This window comes from Maribacter aquimaris, from assembly GCF_014596745.1.
Taxonomy (GTDB): Bacteria; Bacteroidota; Bacteroidia; order Flavobacteriales; family Flavobacteriaceae; genus Maribacter_A; species Maribacter_A aquimaris.
The window spans coordinates 246,874-262,878 of sequence record NZ_JABTCF010000005.1 but is presented as its reverse complement, the minus strand read 5'-3'; the positions used below and the strand labels follow the sequence as shown (position 1 = coordinate 262,878).

Genomic DNA, 16,005 nt, shown 5'->3' with positions numbered 1-16,005 from the left:
TACCGCTCACTGCTCACTGCTCATTGTTAATTGTTCACTGTAAATTGATTACTGTCCACTGCCCTCTGTTCACTGATTACTGTCCACTGTTCACTGTAAACTGCCTACTGATTACTGTTCACTTTAACACGAACCCCCTCGGAATGACTTGAGAACTCAGGAGCATACATGCTTTGGATCGTTGTGATGCCGTTACTGAATTCCCCAGCGTTGTTTACCCTGAGGTCGTATTCGAAAACAAATACCCCTTTGGGTAAATAATCGAAAAAGAAGTTGGTACTGGCGTCTTTTGTACTTTCATAATAGCCTAAACCATCCTGCCATTTATACCTTGAAATTACATTCACAGGCTCAAAACCGGCGGCGCGCATATCCTTCATATGAACGAATTCCATATCTCGGTCAGAACGAAGTTCGATTCGTACGCGTACCAGATCACCCACTTTCAAAGGAGTGCTTTTGGTGATTTCCGAAATTTCCTCTCCTGTGTCGGTATTCCTTTTTAAGAACAATTTTTTCTTGAGTTGTAAGGGTGTTTCAGCCGAAGTTATTTTATCCAGGTCCTCGAAATATTGCCAGTATAGGGCACCCCAGGCAATACCTTCGCCTTTTTTGGTAAGCTGTACCTCAGCCATTTTTGGCTCTATCTCATTGGTGTTCCATGAAGTTTTAAAATAACCCGTTCCAGCTTCGACTTTGGTGTTTTCCAACTTTTCGGGGCGGATTTCGGTACCTCCCAAGCGAACGTCTACGGCATCGGTAACCGAAAGCCAATCGCTGCCTTGCAACAATAGTGCATACACGGCGTCACTTGTGGCTTTGGTGGTCTTCCATTGGTTGGTCTGTTTGTTCTTTAACAACCAAACCTTAAGGTTGTCAACCACAGTGGTGTCATTTTCTATTTCCGAAAAGGCCTCGATCAAGAGCGCCTGTGTTTCAATAGGAGCTTGGTACCAGTGCCATGAAGCCGTATTTTCCTTCCAATACATACCGAGTTCCTCAGAAACGATGCTGTTCTCCTTTAAAGATCTTAAAATTTTATTGGAAGTGGAAGTATCGCCCGTCCTATTCAGTATTAAGGCCAACATTCCTTTTGCATAGAGACCTTTCTTTGTCCAATATTTTTTGGCCTGACTGAGGTAATAAGATCCGATTTTATCGACTTGCTTAGAGGTTTCAATGTCATTAAAGAAACTGCGCATATACAAATAATGGATTTGCGTCTGACTTAAATGGTCATCCTTTAGGTTGGAAGCATATTTCTTCATGTGTTCGTACTCCTTTACAAAAGCATCATCCAAATAGCGAACTGCCTTAACAATCATTTCGTTCTGTTTGGCTTCTTCTTGGGGCACGACGGAAAGTTTTTTCAAGTGACCCAGTCCGGTGACGATATGTTGGGTGATAAAGCGGTTTTCATGCCCACCATTAAACCATGGCCAGGCCCCATTGGACATTTGGTTTTGTTGGAGTTTGTTCAAGGCATTGGCCTGTTCGTTCTTCATTTTGTTGAGGTCGAACAATAGGGCAATGCGTTTTTTCTGTTCCGTTTCCGATTGGGCATCCCTTAGCCATGGGGTTTCTTGAATCAAGAGTGATTTCAGCTCTGGGTTCTTTTCAAGGTTGCTGATCAGGGCATCGGAATTGGCCCATTGGTCGAACACTTCCCTAATTCTTTTGTTGGAATTTGCAATGTGGCTTGCCAAACTGTTCGCGTAGTATCGGGCAAAGGTCTGCTCGTTACAGTCGTACGGGTACTCCATAAGATAGGGGAGCGCCTGTACGGCATACCATGCTGGGTTGGAAGTCACCTCAAGGGTGAGTTTGTGGTTTTTAAGGGTGGTTGAGGTATTGTCCCTTAACTTTTCCAATACAAAGGTTTTGGTCTGATTGCTTCGCACCCATAGCGGTAGGGTCTCGGTCACTAACATGCGGTTGGTCAAGACAGGAAGTACACTTTGTTCGCCATCGCTAAAATCCCCTGCTTTGGCTATTACGGTATATTGGACCGCCTGTAGGTTTTCAGGTATTTGCAATTGCCATGAAACCTGGGTGTTTCCTAAGGAATCCACCGTAAAGGCATATTCGGTCCTTGCATTTAAAAGTTGATCGGAAATATCCTTCCCCGAAATACCATCGACTAGAACCAACTTTGCTTGTCCCGATAATTTTTTATCACTTAGGTTCGCAATTTTACTGCTTAAGGTAATCTTATCGCCTTCCCGCAGAAAGCGAGGTGCGTTGGGCATGACCATCAACTCTTTTTGGGTCACGGTCTGAAGGGATCTTACCGAACTCTGCAAAGATTTGGTATGTGCCAACAATTGTAATTTCCATTTGGTAAGGGCTTCGGGCGTGGTGAAGTTAAAAGAAACATTACCCTCTTTGTCCGTGCGAAGTTCAGGAAAGAAAAAGGCTGTTTCCTGAAGGTTTTTTCTGATTTGCACAGCTTCCGGGTCGTTTTTTGAATTGGATTGTGCCTGTGCGGGACTTGGGGTCTCCTTATCCATTTCATTCCCTTGGGGAGCTTGGGCCGATATTTCGGCAACTCCTTCGAATTCGGAATCCTCTGCCATTATACCTAGGGGAGCTTCCCGGCTCTTCATCATTTTTCTTGATAAGAAGTCACGGGAGTAATTGTTGTAACCAAATTGTAATCCAAACCAGTTAAAAGAGTCAAACCCTTGGTGAGCATAGCTATGACCAGGTATGTCAAGATAGGTGCGAAATGAGCTTGTTCCGTAACTGGTACGTGCATTGGCATAAAGGGAAGCGTAATACGAACGGCGTGCAAGCGGATTGAAATTCCATGAATGATATCGATAAACATCCAAGGAGGCGTCGTACATACTGGCCAAAAGTTCTGCCGATGTTTTTTCGCCTTGAGGCCCTTTTATTTTAAATGACCATGTTTCATTGGTTCCGGGTTGCAATTTGTCCCTAAAAGTGGTGGTTTCAATTTCAAGTTGGTTTTCAGGGTAAGGCACGACCACCGAAATATTGCCCGATTGAAATGAATTATAGGCAGAATACATATAGGTGATGGCAAAGCCGCCCAAATCGTCTTCGGTCACGGGTATGCTAATGGACTTTGAGTTTTGGTTCAAATGTACTTTGTGGATGTCGACAACCTTTTTTCCTTTTTCAACAAAAACCGTTACGGTCAGGTCTTCTGAATTGGAGTAAAGTGTGACTTTTACTTTGTCACCAGCACTATAGCGTTCTTTGTCCGTTTTGATATCGAATAAGCGGTTGTCCGCTAGTTGCTTGTCGTCTTCATCAATAAGCGTGGTTATGGTCTTTTCTTGAACAAGCAGGCCGAATTTATCCTCGGTTTCGAGTTCTATGATATATTTCCCCGATGTCTGGTTTTTAAGGTTCTTGATGCTGAACTGCGTAGATTTTTCAGTATCAAAATCGGTTTGCCAGACCAGTTTGCCTTTGTTCCAGTTTACGGCTTTGTCCTCTTTGTCGTAGGCTTCATGCGGAAACAATGTACGGTATTCCTCCTTGCTCCAGTTTTTATAGTCCGGCGTTGGCCATGGCCTGTCTCGCAAAACTTGCTCGGGGGCTTGCAGTTTGTACATTTTCAATGTTCCTTTTGAAGGAACAGGCTGTCCGTTTAGGTTTGTGGTCGAAATGTGTATTTGATCTTCGTTTTTGATTTTATCCCAATGTTCGGGAGCGTTGATATGGGCAACTACCGAATGGTAACCTACCGATACAAAGGTGGTGGTGCTATGGGTCTCTCCGTTGATATCGGTAACGTCGGCCGTAATTTCATAATTGAAGGTGGGCAGGTTTTCTTTTGATACACTATTATCCGGAATGGCTTTAAAGATGATGTCGTAGTTGCCTGAAGCATCCGTAGTTGTTTCACCATGGGCTATTTCCTGGGGGGAATTGTTGTAAGAGGGCATGCGCCAATAGAACCAACGTGGAAAATATACGGCTCGTTTTACGCGATAGCTCACTTTGGCATCGGTAATTTTACTTCCGGCATACGCCGTAGCGACACCTGTAACGGTGATGCTATCGTTTACTTTGTAGCTTTCGGTGACCGGCTTGAACGAGGTTTCGAATTTGGGGCGCTTGTATTCCTCTACGGAGAAATGTTGGGTGTACCGGGCCGTTTTTGAAAAGGCAGTGGTTTCGATATGAAATTCCCCAGTAAGGCCTGAGCTCGGTAACATGAATTCCCCATTAAAAGAACCGAATTCGTTCGTGGTGAACTCAAGGTCCGATACTTTTTGGCCATTCACGTCATGCAGGCTGGCAAATACGGTTTCATTCGCCACGACCTCTGATTTTTCCTTAAAAGTTTCCATAAGGATCCCTTTAAAGTAAACCGGTTGCCCTGGTCTGTAGATGCTTCGGTCGGTAAATAGAAAGATGCGGTTCTGAACATCGTTGTTTTTGTGCTCTATTTGTTTATTGTTCACATAATATTCCCCAAAGAAGGCGGTCTCCCCATTATAGTTCACTTTTATATGTACATCGTTCCAGTTTTCATCGGTTAGGGGTATGGTTACAAATCCCGTTTTATCGGTATGTTCTGTCCTGGAGAGATAGGGTTTGTTGTAATTTTTAAGATAGGTAAACGTCAATTCTGCATTTGAAATGGGTTGGCCCGTAGTTCTGTCGATGATTTGGTAGCGCTGTTCCGAACTGCTACTGATTTCTGTCAAGGCCATATTGGACACTTGGACTTGACTGAAGGCAAAATTCTTATCGCTTTTCTTTTCTGGCGAAGCTAAGAGGATGTATTGTCCGTTTTCCAACGGAGGAAGCAATACCTCTATACTGTGCTGTTGGTAGTCTTTTTCATTTTGCAACGGGGCCGACCAAGTTTTTGCCGGTTTCAGTTTTTGAATAAAGTCGAATTGCTTTTTTTGCGGATAAAGATTGTTTAGTTCCTTGATCTGGTCGTTGTTGACCACATAGGCGGTCAGTTGTAATTCCGTTAGGTTTTTATAGTTTGCCAATAGTTTTGAAGGCTGGTTCACCGGAATATGGCTTTCCGTTACAATAGAAAGGCTTGGGGCTAGAATCTGTAACCGTAGCGCCTTACATTTATCGGCTCCCATACTATCGGGAAACTCGGCAATAACCTTGTCACATAAGCTAAGTGCTTCTTTCTGTTCCCAACGGTGTTCCTTGTTGCTGTTAGACTGATAAGTTTGCCCCTGAATGTTGTACAGTTTGGCTAGTTCATAGTTGTATAGTGCTGAAAGCTTATGGTGCTTTAGGTGTTCGGCCGAATTTTTTAAGGTTTCCTCGTAATACGTCTCCTTATTAGGGAAAGTGGCGTTCTGGTACACGAAATCCATGCGCTCGATATCGGCCATGACCAAAGCTTCTAACCGGGGTTCGTCAAAATGGAACCGTGTCAACTCCTGATATACATTGAGTGCCTTGACTTGTAAAGAGGTTTCGTCGGTCGTGGTAAGGTTTTGATGAACGAATTGATAGGCCTCACATAGGGTTTCCGGATCATTGATTTCGTATTTGTTGGCGGGTCGCGTTATATGGGTTTCATTACTTTTGTAAAACTGAAGTGCGGTATGGGCAAGCAAATCGTAAAGGGTAGGGCGGAAGGTTTCCGAGCCTTCTTGTTTGTTTAGGATTTCCTTAAAGGAACCGACCTTGATTTGTTGTAATGTTTTAGGGTCGGCCAATGCGTTTTCAAAATGGATGTTGATTTCCTCAAAGAGGGTCGTCAGGTCCCAAGTCCTGAAGTCGACCGAATCAATCTTTGTCTCGGTTTTGGTTCTGTTGTAAAATTGATAGCGGTTTTGTTGAAAGTATTTCCAATATAGATTGGCCAAGTAACCCTCCAATATATTTTTGGTTGGCGATTTCGCTTGGGCAATCGCTAACTTAAAGTCATTGATGATCTGTAGTTGTGCATCCTCTTCCAAGGTCATGGCATATTTCGAGCGATAAAGCAGCGACTTGACGATTTGGGTGGAATTATGCTCTTTTTTTGCCTTCTTGGATATCTTTTGTACCACTCCTAGGGCAGACTTGGTCAAGGCTTCCTTTTCAAATTGGGATACATTTTTCCATAGCACCTCATACGATTCATCGTTTTTTTGGGAATGTGACATTTGCGAAAACAGGATTACGGTTAGTATTACAATGAGATGCTTCATAGTCATAAAATTAGTAAACAAAGATGTGCAAAACCTATGCCAACGACAATAATAAATGAGTAATCGGGTTTGTAGGATGAGTTAAAGGGTGCTATGAAAAAGTTATGCCTACTTTCCGGCTTTATCATTCAACACGCACACGCCCAGGTTAAAAAGGCATTTGTTCTATAGGGACTTCAATAACCCGCCGTCAATGGGGATTTGGGTACCGGTAATATATGCGGCGTTGTCAGAGGCCAAAAAGGTAACAAGATACCCGTATTCCCTGGGGTCGCCGATTCTTCTTATGGGTACTTTGGCTTCCATATCTTCGAGAATGTCATCCTCCGAAATACCTAGCTGTTCCGCTTTTTTTGCGTTTAGTTGTTCAATGCGTTCCGTATTGAAATATCCGGTAAGAATACTGTTCACTGTAATTTGGAACGGACCTACATCGTTGGCCAATGACTTGCCCCAGGTAACTACAGCGGCCCTGATGGTATTTGAAAGGGCCAAATAGGACAATGGTTCCTTTACGGATACCGAAGCTACGTTTATGATCCGACCCCATGAATTGGCCTTCATATGTTTTAAGGCAAGTTCGGTGGTATAGACAACTGTTTTAAATAGTAGATCGAAGGCCTCTTGATAATCGGAAATATTCTTTTCTAGTGCACTTCCGGCCTCAGGACCTTGGGTGTTGTTGACCAGGATATCCACATGATTGCTTTCGAAAAAGGAATTAATCGTTTTGCTATAGCTTTGAAAGTCTGTGAAATCAACCACGAGATACCCATGGTTTTGACCTCGATCGGTAGGCAGGCCGGCTATTATTTTTTGAAGTTTTTCCTCACTGCGAGACATTAGGGTGACACTGGCCCCACTTTCGGCCAGTTGTTCGGCAATGGCCTTTCCGATACCTCGGCTACTACCACCTACCAATGCGTTTTTACCTTTGAGTGAAATGTTCATATCGCTTTATTTGTATTCTTCTCTTGTTGGACTAAATACATCCATTAGTTTACAGGGTGTAAGGGCTTTGCCACTATGTGGAACATTCGAACCAATTAAGACCACATCCCCTGGACCATATACCTTGGTGTTACCGTTCAAAGTAAATTCAAATTCACCTTCCATTACATGCATGATCTGCTCGTTCATATGGGAATGCTCGGGAACTTCAGCATCTTTTTCTACCTCCCAAAAGGCCATGGACATATTTTCGGAATGTACCAGTTTACCGTGGTAGCCCGGCATAATTTCTTTGGAAGGAATATCGGATAGGTTCATCGTGTTTGTATTGGCTAACGAAGATATAAAGAATAGTGACAGAAAAGAAAAAACCCCAAACCATAAGTCTGGTTTGGGGCAAAGTCCGGGGTGGATATAATTTTTTATGAATTGTTCAATTCTTGGTAAGGGTCACTCCCATTTTACAACGATGAGCTCACATCTTCTGTTCCACTCATGGTCTTCCTCAGTACAACTCGCTACGGTCTCACATTCGACAATGGGTTGTGATTCGCCATACCCTTTGGCAATGATCCGTTCCTTGGCAATGCCGTTTTTGACCATAAATTCCTTGGCCGAATCGGCGCGTTTTTGGGAGAGGTTACGGTTGTATTCCGCATTGCCACGAATATCGGTATGGGTACCGATTTCGATGACCATACCGGGGTTTTGTTTCATAATGTCAATGACCTTTGCCAAACGTTCACGTGCTTCCCGTCTTAAATACCAAAGACTATAATCAAAATGGATTTCCTCGGTTTTAATGACGATGAGATCTTTTTCTTTAATAATGGCATCTTCCTTTGCAATGATCGCATCTATTTTTTTAAGGCGTTCCCGTTTTTCCTTTTCTTGGTCGGCCTTTTGTTGGTGGGCTATTTCCTGCTCTTTTTGAAGGCGTTCCAATGCTGCGATTTTTGCCTGTTCTTTTTGTCTTTTAATCTCGGCCAAGGCTGCTTTTTCCGCAGCTTCTTTCTTGGCTAATAGCGTTTTTGCTTTTTGGGCTTCCCGTTCCTCAATGGAGTATAGCGTAAGGGAGCCGTCTTTTATGGCATTTCTTTCGATGTCTGAAGCGATGTTTCTTGAATTGTCTTCATACCCTTCCTTATGGGCCTTTATACCATATTCGCTGGAGCAGGAGATCTGAAACTTAAATGAAGCATCCTTTGAGGTTGTAATCTCTTCGATACGGTTTCCGTTCGCGTCAACAAGTACAATACTGGCATCGGACAAAGGTAGTTTGGTGGTTTTGTCCGTTAGGATTCCGGCGATAAACTGTTTGCAATCCTCAATGACCAGTGGTTTTGTTTCTGTGAAGGAATAGATGTCGTCGCTCCCTTTCCCTCCGGGTCGGTTCGATGAAAAGTAGCCTGTGTTCGAATCGGGATCCATAGACAGGGAGAAATCGTCATAACCGCTATTCACGGGGAGTCCGAGATTGTCTGGTTTTGCAAAATTTCCGTTTTCCGTTTTCGAAATAAAAATATCCAATAGTCCGAAACCGGGATGCCCATTAGAGGCAAAATAGAGGTTACCTTCTTTGTCCACAAACGGAAACTGCTCTTTTTTGTCGGTATTGATTTCCTTCCCTAAATTGATCGGATTGCCATAGAAACCGTCCTTTTGGATACTGACTGCATATAGGTCGAACGATCCGAAACCGCCTTCACGGTCCGATGAAAAATAGAGTTTCGTTTCATCCGGACTCAAAGCGGGGTGTTCCGTAGAAAAATCGTCACTATTGAAGGGGAGGGCTATGATATTTTTCCAAGCACCATCAATATATTCGGCACGGTAGATTTTTAGGTTGCTGATTTTGTCGTCCTCGGTCTTCTTTTTGCTGTTTCTGGTGAAATAAATGGTTTTTCGATCCTTGGTGATGGCAAAGGTGCCTTCATGCATTTTAGAATTGATGTTGTTGCTTAATGAAGTGCTCAAACTATCTCCCAAGTTGATTTTATCCATTGGATGGGAATAGATATCCAGGTAGTTTTCGTTGTTCCACCGGTATAGCTTGGGTAAGGCCGGAGCATGTTTTCGCGAAGCACTATATACCAAATTGGAGTCTATCCGCGCTGCACCGAATTCAGAGGTAGCCGTGTTGATGTTAAGGTTTTCAATTTTAAAGCGATCTCCAATGGCACGTATATTTTCAATGTAGGTGAAATCCTTTGTAAGCTGCGATACCTTATCGTCCTGTTTTTGTTCGGAATAGAAATCGATACGTATTTTTTGGGCCTTTTCGTATTCGCCAATGGCTTTTAAGGATTGGTTGAGTTTAAAACGATAGTCCTCGTCAACGCTTTCGCCATAATTGGAAACCAGATAGCCGTACCAACGGGCGGCTGCCTTCATATTGAAGGTGTGGTAATAACAATCGGCCAGGTTCTTTATAAGTTTTGAGCTCTTATTACGGGGTAGTAGTTGCTCGTAAAGGGGAATGGCGTCACTGTAGTAAGCGCGTTCAAAATAGGTGTCTGCACGTTTGAGTTCTTGTTGGCCAAAGGTTTGAACCATAAGACCCAGCGTAAACAGTATGAATAGTATTTTTTTCATGTTTAGTAGAATCTTGGTGATTTGTCGTATCCTTTGCCGAGGCCCAGTAAATCGAGATTAAAAAGAATGAATATTTCGTGGGAGCCAGAGCTATAGGTACTTAGGTTTGATAAGGTGTAATCGTATGCATAGCCAATACGTAGGGCCGGTGTGGCCGCAATATTGAACATGGCACTTACCGAATCCTCCAAACGATACGATAATCCGCCCTCAAAGCGATTTAGAAAGAGGGCGTTAAGGGAAACATCGAAAGTCAATGGAGCGCCCTGAACCATTTTTGCCAGCACCGAAGGTTTTAATTTAAGGTCTGGGTTCAGTTCGTAAACATAGCCGGAAGTCATAAAAAGATGTATTTTTTCAGAACCGATGCGATTGATTCCGTCTTTGTTTTCCAGATGTTTTGATGTCAATAAGTTGGGAGCGGAAATTCCGGCATAAAAATGTTGTCGATGGTAAAAAGCACCTACACCTACATTCGGAAAAGTGTTGTTCAGGTTTTCGTTAAAAGCAGGGTCATCCTGAAATTCAGGAAGCATAAAACCGTTAAAATTGGTCTCGAAAGTGGTGATGCCACCTTTTAATCCTAAGGACAGGTTGCTCTTTTCATCCAACTTCAGGATATAGGCAAAATCAGCATAGATGTTGTTTTCCTTGAGTGCGCCATCGCCAATATCGTCGGTTATGAATGAGAGTCCCATCTCCACTTTATCGCTCATGGGGGCATGTGCAAAAAAGGTTAACGTTTTAGGACTGCCCACAGCATTTTTCCATTGTGAGCGATAGAGTGCCCCAAAATTTAACATACCCAGTTCATTGTTGGTGTAGGCAGGGTTTATGACGCTCATGTTATACATGTACTGTGTATATTGAGGGTCTTGTTGCCCATGGGCCGCAGCACACACCAGCATCAGGAAAATAAAATATTGTTTTATTTCTTTCATGGTTTAGCGGTTGAGGTATAATCTGCCCTGTACGGGGTTATGACCTTCTTTGTTATAATCAATAATGTAGAAGTACACACCGTTTGGGGCTGTGCTGTTTCCGTTTTTACCGTTCCAAGCAGGATTATTCCGGTCTCCCTTGAATAAGGTCGCACCATAGCGATTTATGATCTCAAGGGTAAATTCAGGAAATATGACTTCGATGTTCGGTATAAAAAAAGTATCGTTTCTGCCATCGCCGTTCGGGGAGAATCCATCAGGGATGAAAAATCCATAATCTTCCGGGTTACAGTTGGTAAGGTCAACAGTAATGGCCATACGATCTGGGTTCATGCAGCCCGTATCGGGGTTGTAGCTTTCCGCATAATAGACGGTTCCGGTAATCAATAATTCACTTTCATCCAAAGGAGTGCCATTTTCGGCCGTGTCGTACCAAAGCACATCATAGGCATTATTGCTTTCGGCATCCCGTAAGTTTCCTATGGTAGGATTGTCCAATCCACAAAGGGCCAATGTAGAGAATTCCAAGGAAGCCGGTTCCAATGCATATACCGTAGGAATAATTTCGATGCGTCCGGAACTTTGGCATAGTCCATTGATTTCCGTTGCGGCATAATAACTCTTTCCGTCTATTAAGGATGTATTGTCTTCTAGGGCGGTTCCGTCAGAAGCTGATTCATACCACACTATTTCACCATTACTGGTTAGGCTGGTGTTCAAATCGGTTACCGTGGGATTCTCCGAACCACAAAAGGCAGGATTTGCATCGAGTAGTGTGGGCATCTCAGGGTCGGAGAGGGTAATCGTAACCTGAATCCTATCGGAACCTTCACAATTGTTGTTGGGGTCTATGTTCGATATAAAATAGTCCTCACCATCAATGAGTTGGGTATCCAAAGGCAGTATATCCATGTCCGTTGCGGTTTCATAGAATAAGATTTCACCGTTGGCGCTCACTACGATATCTTGCAAAGTGGGTGATTCAGGTGTGAAGGCCGCCAGGCAAAACGTCTGTTGGGCTTCGGCTTCGGGCATTGCAGGAATACCTTCGACAGCAAAATTCTCGCTTACCTCAAAATCAAATTCCGTTCTACAAGGAGTGGTGTCGTTTTGGGTGCTTTTTACCGTGACAGTGTAATTGCCTTGTTCCAGGGTGGCAACATCTATTTCGTAATCTGCCGTACCCCCGTTAAAGTTGATCGAGTTGTTTATAAGTACCGCATTGGTCTCTTGTGAAACTACCTCATACGTGACCATATACGTGCCATCAGCTAATGTTGGGGCGCTGATCACTACATCTATACTGGTGGCGTCGCATGAATTATCGACCAAAAGATTCAAATCAATGGCTTCGGGTATGGGGGTGATCATTGCCGTATCCGTTAGTTCACAATCCAAGGGAAAACCGCTATCTACTTCGAAACTAAAAGTATGTTCCCCTGTTTCTGAAATTTGGGAAGCAGGTATGGTGAAATTGGCACTTCCCGAATTAAATGGTACAGCACTGGCTTGATATGTGGTTTTGGTGCCACTTGGTTCGGTTATCGTATAATTTATATCGTATGGGCCGTTTGCCGGACTTAAAGAGGGGTCGAAAATGGTACTTAGGGAGACGGTTAGGTCTTCATTTTCACAGGTATCGGTTACAGTAGCTTTAGGGTCACTCACCAAAAGTGAAATGGGGGTGACTTCAATATCCGCACATACAGCATCGCCCAATGAGGTAATGCTCAAAGTGGTGTTTTCATTCACTGTGATGAGGTTCGCATCTATTTCAAAAAAGCCAGTTTTGTCATTTAAAAGCACAAGTTCGCTATCTCCGGTGGCAGTGTCGCTGGCCGAGGTAAGGAAATATGAGATATCATAGGTGCCATCGGCAATCAAAGTATCATCATAATCACTGATATCGATTCGGTATTTGGTTGCGCCCGAGCAATAGTTTGATGCATTCATGGTGCCACGAAACGTTGGGAGGATTGTTATTTCCACCTGGGTTCTGTGAATATCACAAACGGCGTGCGCTGGGTACACGGTATAGGTGAAAGTGAAGGAACCAAAGGTGTGGCGGTCCCTAATAGCTTGTATATCTATGAGGTGGTCGGTAAGGTCTGATAATTGGTCGGTATTAGATCCTTCGGACCAAGTACCGTTGATGTCCTCATCGGCCAATAGATCATTTAAATCGTAATCGGTGTAACCCGATAGGTCGTCTGTTGTACAGACAGTAAGATTGGAACCTATACCTGAATGGGCAGGTCTTTGCACTTCAAGAAGCAGTCGAGCCTGTCTACTAGGACAAGGACCCACAGCAGGTACGGTGTGTGTAAATTCGTAAATGCCCGGACCTGCCGATTCGGCATCGAAAAAATTTAGGGACAAGTATGGGGCCGCTTCCGGTGTGACAGCGGCCCAAGAGCCATTGAAGTCTTGGAATTTACCTTCTGTTTCATCACCTATGTAACTATGCAGGTTTACTCTGGGGTCGTCACCGCAGGCATCAGCGGAACCATCAATATTATCTTCGCCAGGGTATCCACCCAGGTTGATGGTCACAGTGGCCGATTCATTCACGCCACCACAAGTATTGGTGTAGGTGAACTCATGTAGCCCAGAATTTTTAACTTCCCAAAGGTTTACAATGCCATTAATGCGGTCAAGGGCATAAAAATTGGCTGGGTCATTGGTTGACCACGTGCCGCCAGGGGTAGGCGTGCCACCGAGTTGGGTGAAAAGGTCAAAGGTTTTATTGGCATCATCGGCGTCTTTTGTGCAAATGGTAACGGTCTTATCGGTACCTGCACATTGTGCCATTGTATTTACGGAGAAAAGAACAAGGCAAAAAGACAGGGCCAATTGCATAATGGTTCTTATATAATTTCGGTCGGTCATTTTATTTTATTACTGGAAAGATGCATATTGTCATTGAACAAATGTAAGTCGGAGGGATAGGGTACGATAATAAATGTTGTCAAAGCATGGATTTGAAGGGTGAATCTTACGAATTGAGTAGCCGAGATCATAATTATATTGTTTTTCGTCGATTATTTTGGTATTTTATCGATGATGTGTATGGGTGATCTGCAGCTGTTTTTGATGTTTTTTTCTGAGAGATCAATGCCTATCTTTGTGGCATAAATCAATCTTCATGCAAATACATTTTATCGCTATTGGGGGTAGTGCCATGCACAATCTTGCTCTAGCGCTTCACCATAAAGGCTATATCATTTCTGGGAGTGATGATGTTATTTTTGAACCTTCAAAAACGCGCTTGGCCGATAAAGGCCTACTGCCTCCTGAATTTGGTTGGTATCCAGAGAAAATACATACGGGTTTAGATGCCGTCATACTTGGGATGCACGCAAAACCGGATAATCCTGAACTATTGAAGGCACAAGAGTTGGGTGTTACCATTTATTCGTATCCGGAGTTTCTCTATGAACAATCGAAAAATAAGACCCGAGTCGTCATTGGGGGCAGTCATGGGAAAACGACCATAACTTCGATGATTTTACACGTGCTCAACTACCATAACATAGCGGTCGATTATATGGTAGGGGCCCAATTGGATGGATTTGACCGAATGGTTCATCTGACCGAGGAAAATGATTTTATAGTGCTCGAAGGGGACGAGTATCTTTCATCCCCTGTAGACCGGCGTCCAAAATTCCATCTTTACAAACCCAATATCGCCCTGTTGAGCGGCATAGCTTGGGATCATATCAATGTTTTTCCAACTTTTGAAAACTATGTAGGGCAATTCCGGATCTTCGTCGATAGTATCGTTAAAGGAGGGAGTATAACCTATAATGAAGAGGATTTGGAGGTAAAAAAGGTTGTAGAGGCTTCTGAAAATGCGATACGAAAGTTACCGTATAGAACTCCTGAATATACTGTGGAAGACGGACAAACCCTTTTGGAAACCCCGGAAGGACCTATGCCTATTGAGATTTTTGGAAAGCATAACCTCAGTAATTTGGCGGGTGCCAAGTGGATTTGCCAAAACATGGGTGTTGATGAAGATGACTTTTATGAAGCTATAGCGACATTTTCAGGTGCTTCAAAACGCTTGGAAAAAATTGCGGAAAGTAAATCCTGCGTGGTGTACAAAGATTTTGCCCATTCACCAAGCAAGGTAATGGCAACTACGAATGCTGTCAAGGAACAATACCCGGATAGAAAAGTGATTGCCTGTTTGGAATTGCATACGTACAGCAGTTTTAACGCCGATTTTTTGAAGGAATATAAAGGAGCGCTGGATGCAGCCGATGAGGCGGTTGTTTTCTTTTTGCCGGAATCAGTGAAGATTAAAAAATTAAAGGAAGTGACCCCGGCCCAGATTTCGGAAGCCTTTGAACGCGATGACCTTAAGATTTTCACGGAATCCGAGGCTTTCAAAGAATTCGTTTTTGGTCAAAATTATGATGATTCCGTTTTGCTTCTTATGAGTTCGGGAAACTATGGGGGACTTGACCTTAAGGCGGTGAAGCGATTGGTTGAAGGGTAAAATATAAACCCTTTTTGGTTTTGGGGTTTATTCAAACGATTGTTTTTATTCCCTTAACGAGCATATGATACCCACAGGTGAATAACTTTGAACATGAAAATCAAGGAGTTGTTCGCATCGAAAAAATTTGTTCATTATCTTTAACGGATGCAAGAAAAATCAAGCTCTTTTTCTATAAAGCATTGGGCTGATGATGATAAGCCCAGGGAGAAGTTGGTCCATAAGGGAAAATCCATTTTGTCCGATGCCGAATTGATCGCGATTTTGATCGGGTCTGGGAGTCGAAATGAAAGTGCCGTGGAATTATCGAAACGCATTTTGTCCTCAGTGAACAATAATCTGAATGAGCTCGGGAAACTCTCCATTAAACAATTGATGCAGTTTAAGGGTATTGGAGAGGCTAAGGCGGTCACAATTGCGGCGGCCTTGGAAATTGGGAGAAGGCGAAGGGGGGAAGAAGCCCAAAAAATAACGAAGATTACAAGTAGTAAGGATGCTTTTGAGTTATTGCAACCGAATATGGGCGAATTGCCCCATGAGGAATTCTGGATTGTATACCTCAATAATTCCAACAAAGTGATCCATACTGCCCAATTGAGCAAAGGGGGTATTACAGGTACTTTGGTAGATGTTCGTCTGGTCATGAAACAGGCCTTGGAACTAGGGGCTGTAGCCCTTATTTTGGCCCATAATCACCCATCAGGTGGTTTAAAACCAAGTCAAGCGGATAAACAATTGACCCAAAAACTTAAGAATGCGGGTATTTCCTTGGATATAAAAATTTTGGATCATTTGATCATTACCCAAAAGGATTACTTTAGTTTTGCTGATCAATCAATTCTATAAATTTTTATAAAGC

The 16,005-nt window shown here is 43.3% G+C and carries 8 protein-coding genes; 2 read left to right on the top strand and 6 right to left on the bottom strand.

Annotation, left to right across the window (positions count from 1 at the left end; all coding sequences use genetic code 11):
- Window positions 1–104: 104 nt before the first annotated feature.
- The 6 genes from HPE56_RS10385 to HPE56_RS10360 all read right to left on the bottom strand — a co-directional run bounded on the left by HPE56_RS10385 (window position 105) and on the right by HPE56_RS10360 (window position 13,531).
- Window positions 105–6,155: an alpha-2-macroglobulin family protein gene (locus tag HPE56_RS10385; RefSeq protein WP_188243693.1), complete on the bottom strand. Its 6,051-nt coding sequence runs from the start codon at window positions 6,153–6,155 to the stop codon at window positions 105–107.
- Between the two features lie 165 nt (window positions 6,156–6,320).
- Complete coding sequence (locus HPE56_RS10380) at window positions 6,321–7,106, bottom strand: SDR family oxidoreductase (protein ID WP_188243692.1); 786 nt, start codon at window positions 7,104–7,106, stop codon at window positions 6,321–6,323.
- Window positions 7,107–7,112: 6 nt separating this feature from the next.
- Window positions 7,113–7,424 (bottom strand): cupin domain-containing protein, encoded by a 312-nt coding sequence (locus HPE56_RS10375; RefSeq protein WP_188243691.1) that lies wholly within the window; start codon window positions 7,422–7,424, stop codon window positions 7,113–7,115.
- A 132-nt stretch (window positions 7,425–7,556) separates the two neighbouring features.
- On the bottom strand, window positions 7,557–9,701 hold the full coding sequence (locus tag HPE56_RS10370) for an OmpA family protein (protein ID WP_188243690.1): 2,145 nt from the start codon (window positions 9,699–9,701) through the stop codon (window positions 7,557–7,559).
- Between the two features lie 2 nt (window positions 9,702–9,703).
- Entirely contained in the window at window positions 9,704–10,642 is a 939-nt protein-coding gene (locus HPE56_RS10365; protein WP_188243689.1) for a PorP/SprF family type IX secretion system membrane protein, read from the bottom strand.
- Between the two features lie 3 nt (window positions 10,643–10,645).
- Window positions 10,646–13,531, bottom strand: coding sequence for a gliding motility-associated C-terminal domain-containing protein (locus HPE56_RS10360; RefSeq protein WP_188243688.1), 2,886 nt, complete (start codon window positions 13,529–13,531; stop codon window positions 10,646–10,648).
- A 256-nt stretch (window positions 13,532–13,787) separates the two neighbouring features.
- Here HPE56_RS10360 and HPE56_RS10355 point away from each other — a divergent pair, with 256 nt between their 5' ends.
- Together HPE56_RS10355 and radC are read left to right on the top strand one after the other, a co-directional pair.
- Complete coding sequence (locus HPE56_RS10355) at window positions 13,788–15,146, top strand: UDP-N-acetylmuramate--L-alanine ligase (RefSeq protein WP_188243687.1); 1,359 nt, start codon at window positions 13,788–13,790, stop codon at window positions 15,144–15,146.
- Between the two features lie 147 nt (window positions 15,147–15,293).
- A complete protein-coding gene (gene radC / locus HPE56_RS10350; protein ID WP_109649584.1) occupies window positions 15,294–15,992 on the top strand; it encodes a RadC family protein in 699 nt (232 codons plus the stop codon).
- Window positions 15,993–16,005: the final 13 nt, after the last annotated feature.

Bases quoted from the DNA above. Each gene is read 5' to 3' on its own strand.
- HPE56_RS10355 (WP_188243687.1), top strand. From the start codon at position 13,788: ATGCAAATACATTTTATCGCTATTGGGGGTAGTGCCATGCACAATCTT.
- radC (WP_109649584.1), top strand. From the start codon at position 15,294: ATGCAAGAAAAATCAAGCTCTTTTTCTATAAAGCATTGGGCTGATGAT.
- HPE56_RS10380 (WP_188243692.1), bottom strand. From the start codon at position 7,106: ATGAACATTTCACTCAAAGGTAAAAACGCATTGGTAGGTGGTAGTAGC.
- HPE56_RS10375 (WP_188243691.1), bottom strand. From the start codon at position 7,424: ATGAACCTATCCGATATTCCTTCCAAAGAAATTATGCCGGGCTACCAC.
- HPE56_RS10385 (WP_188243693.1), bottom strand. From the start codon at position 6,155: ATGAAGCATCTCATTGTAATACTAACCGTAATCCTGTTTTCGCAAATG.
- HPE56_RS10365 (WP_188243689.1), bottom strand. From the start codon at position 10,642: ATGAAAGAAATAAAACAATATTTTATTTTCCTGATGCTGGTGTGTGCT.
- HPE56_RS10370 (WP_188243690.1), bottom strand. From the start codon at position 9,701: ATGAAAAAAATACTATTCATACTGTTTACGCTGGGTCTTATGGTTCAA.
- HPE56_RS10360 (WP_188243688.1), bottom strand. From the start codon at position 13,531: ATGACCGACCGAAATTATATAAGAACCATTATGCAATTGGCCCTGTCT.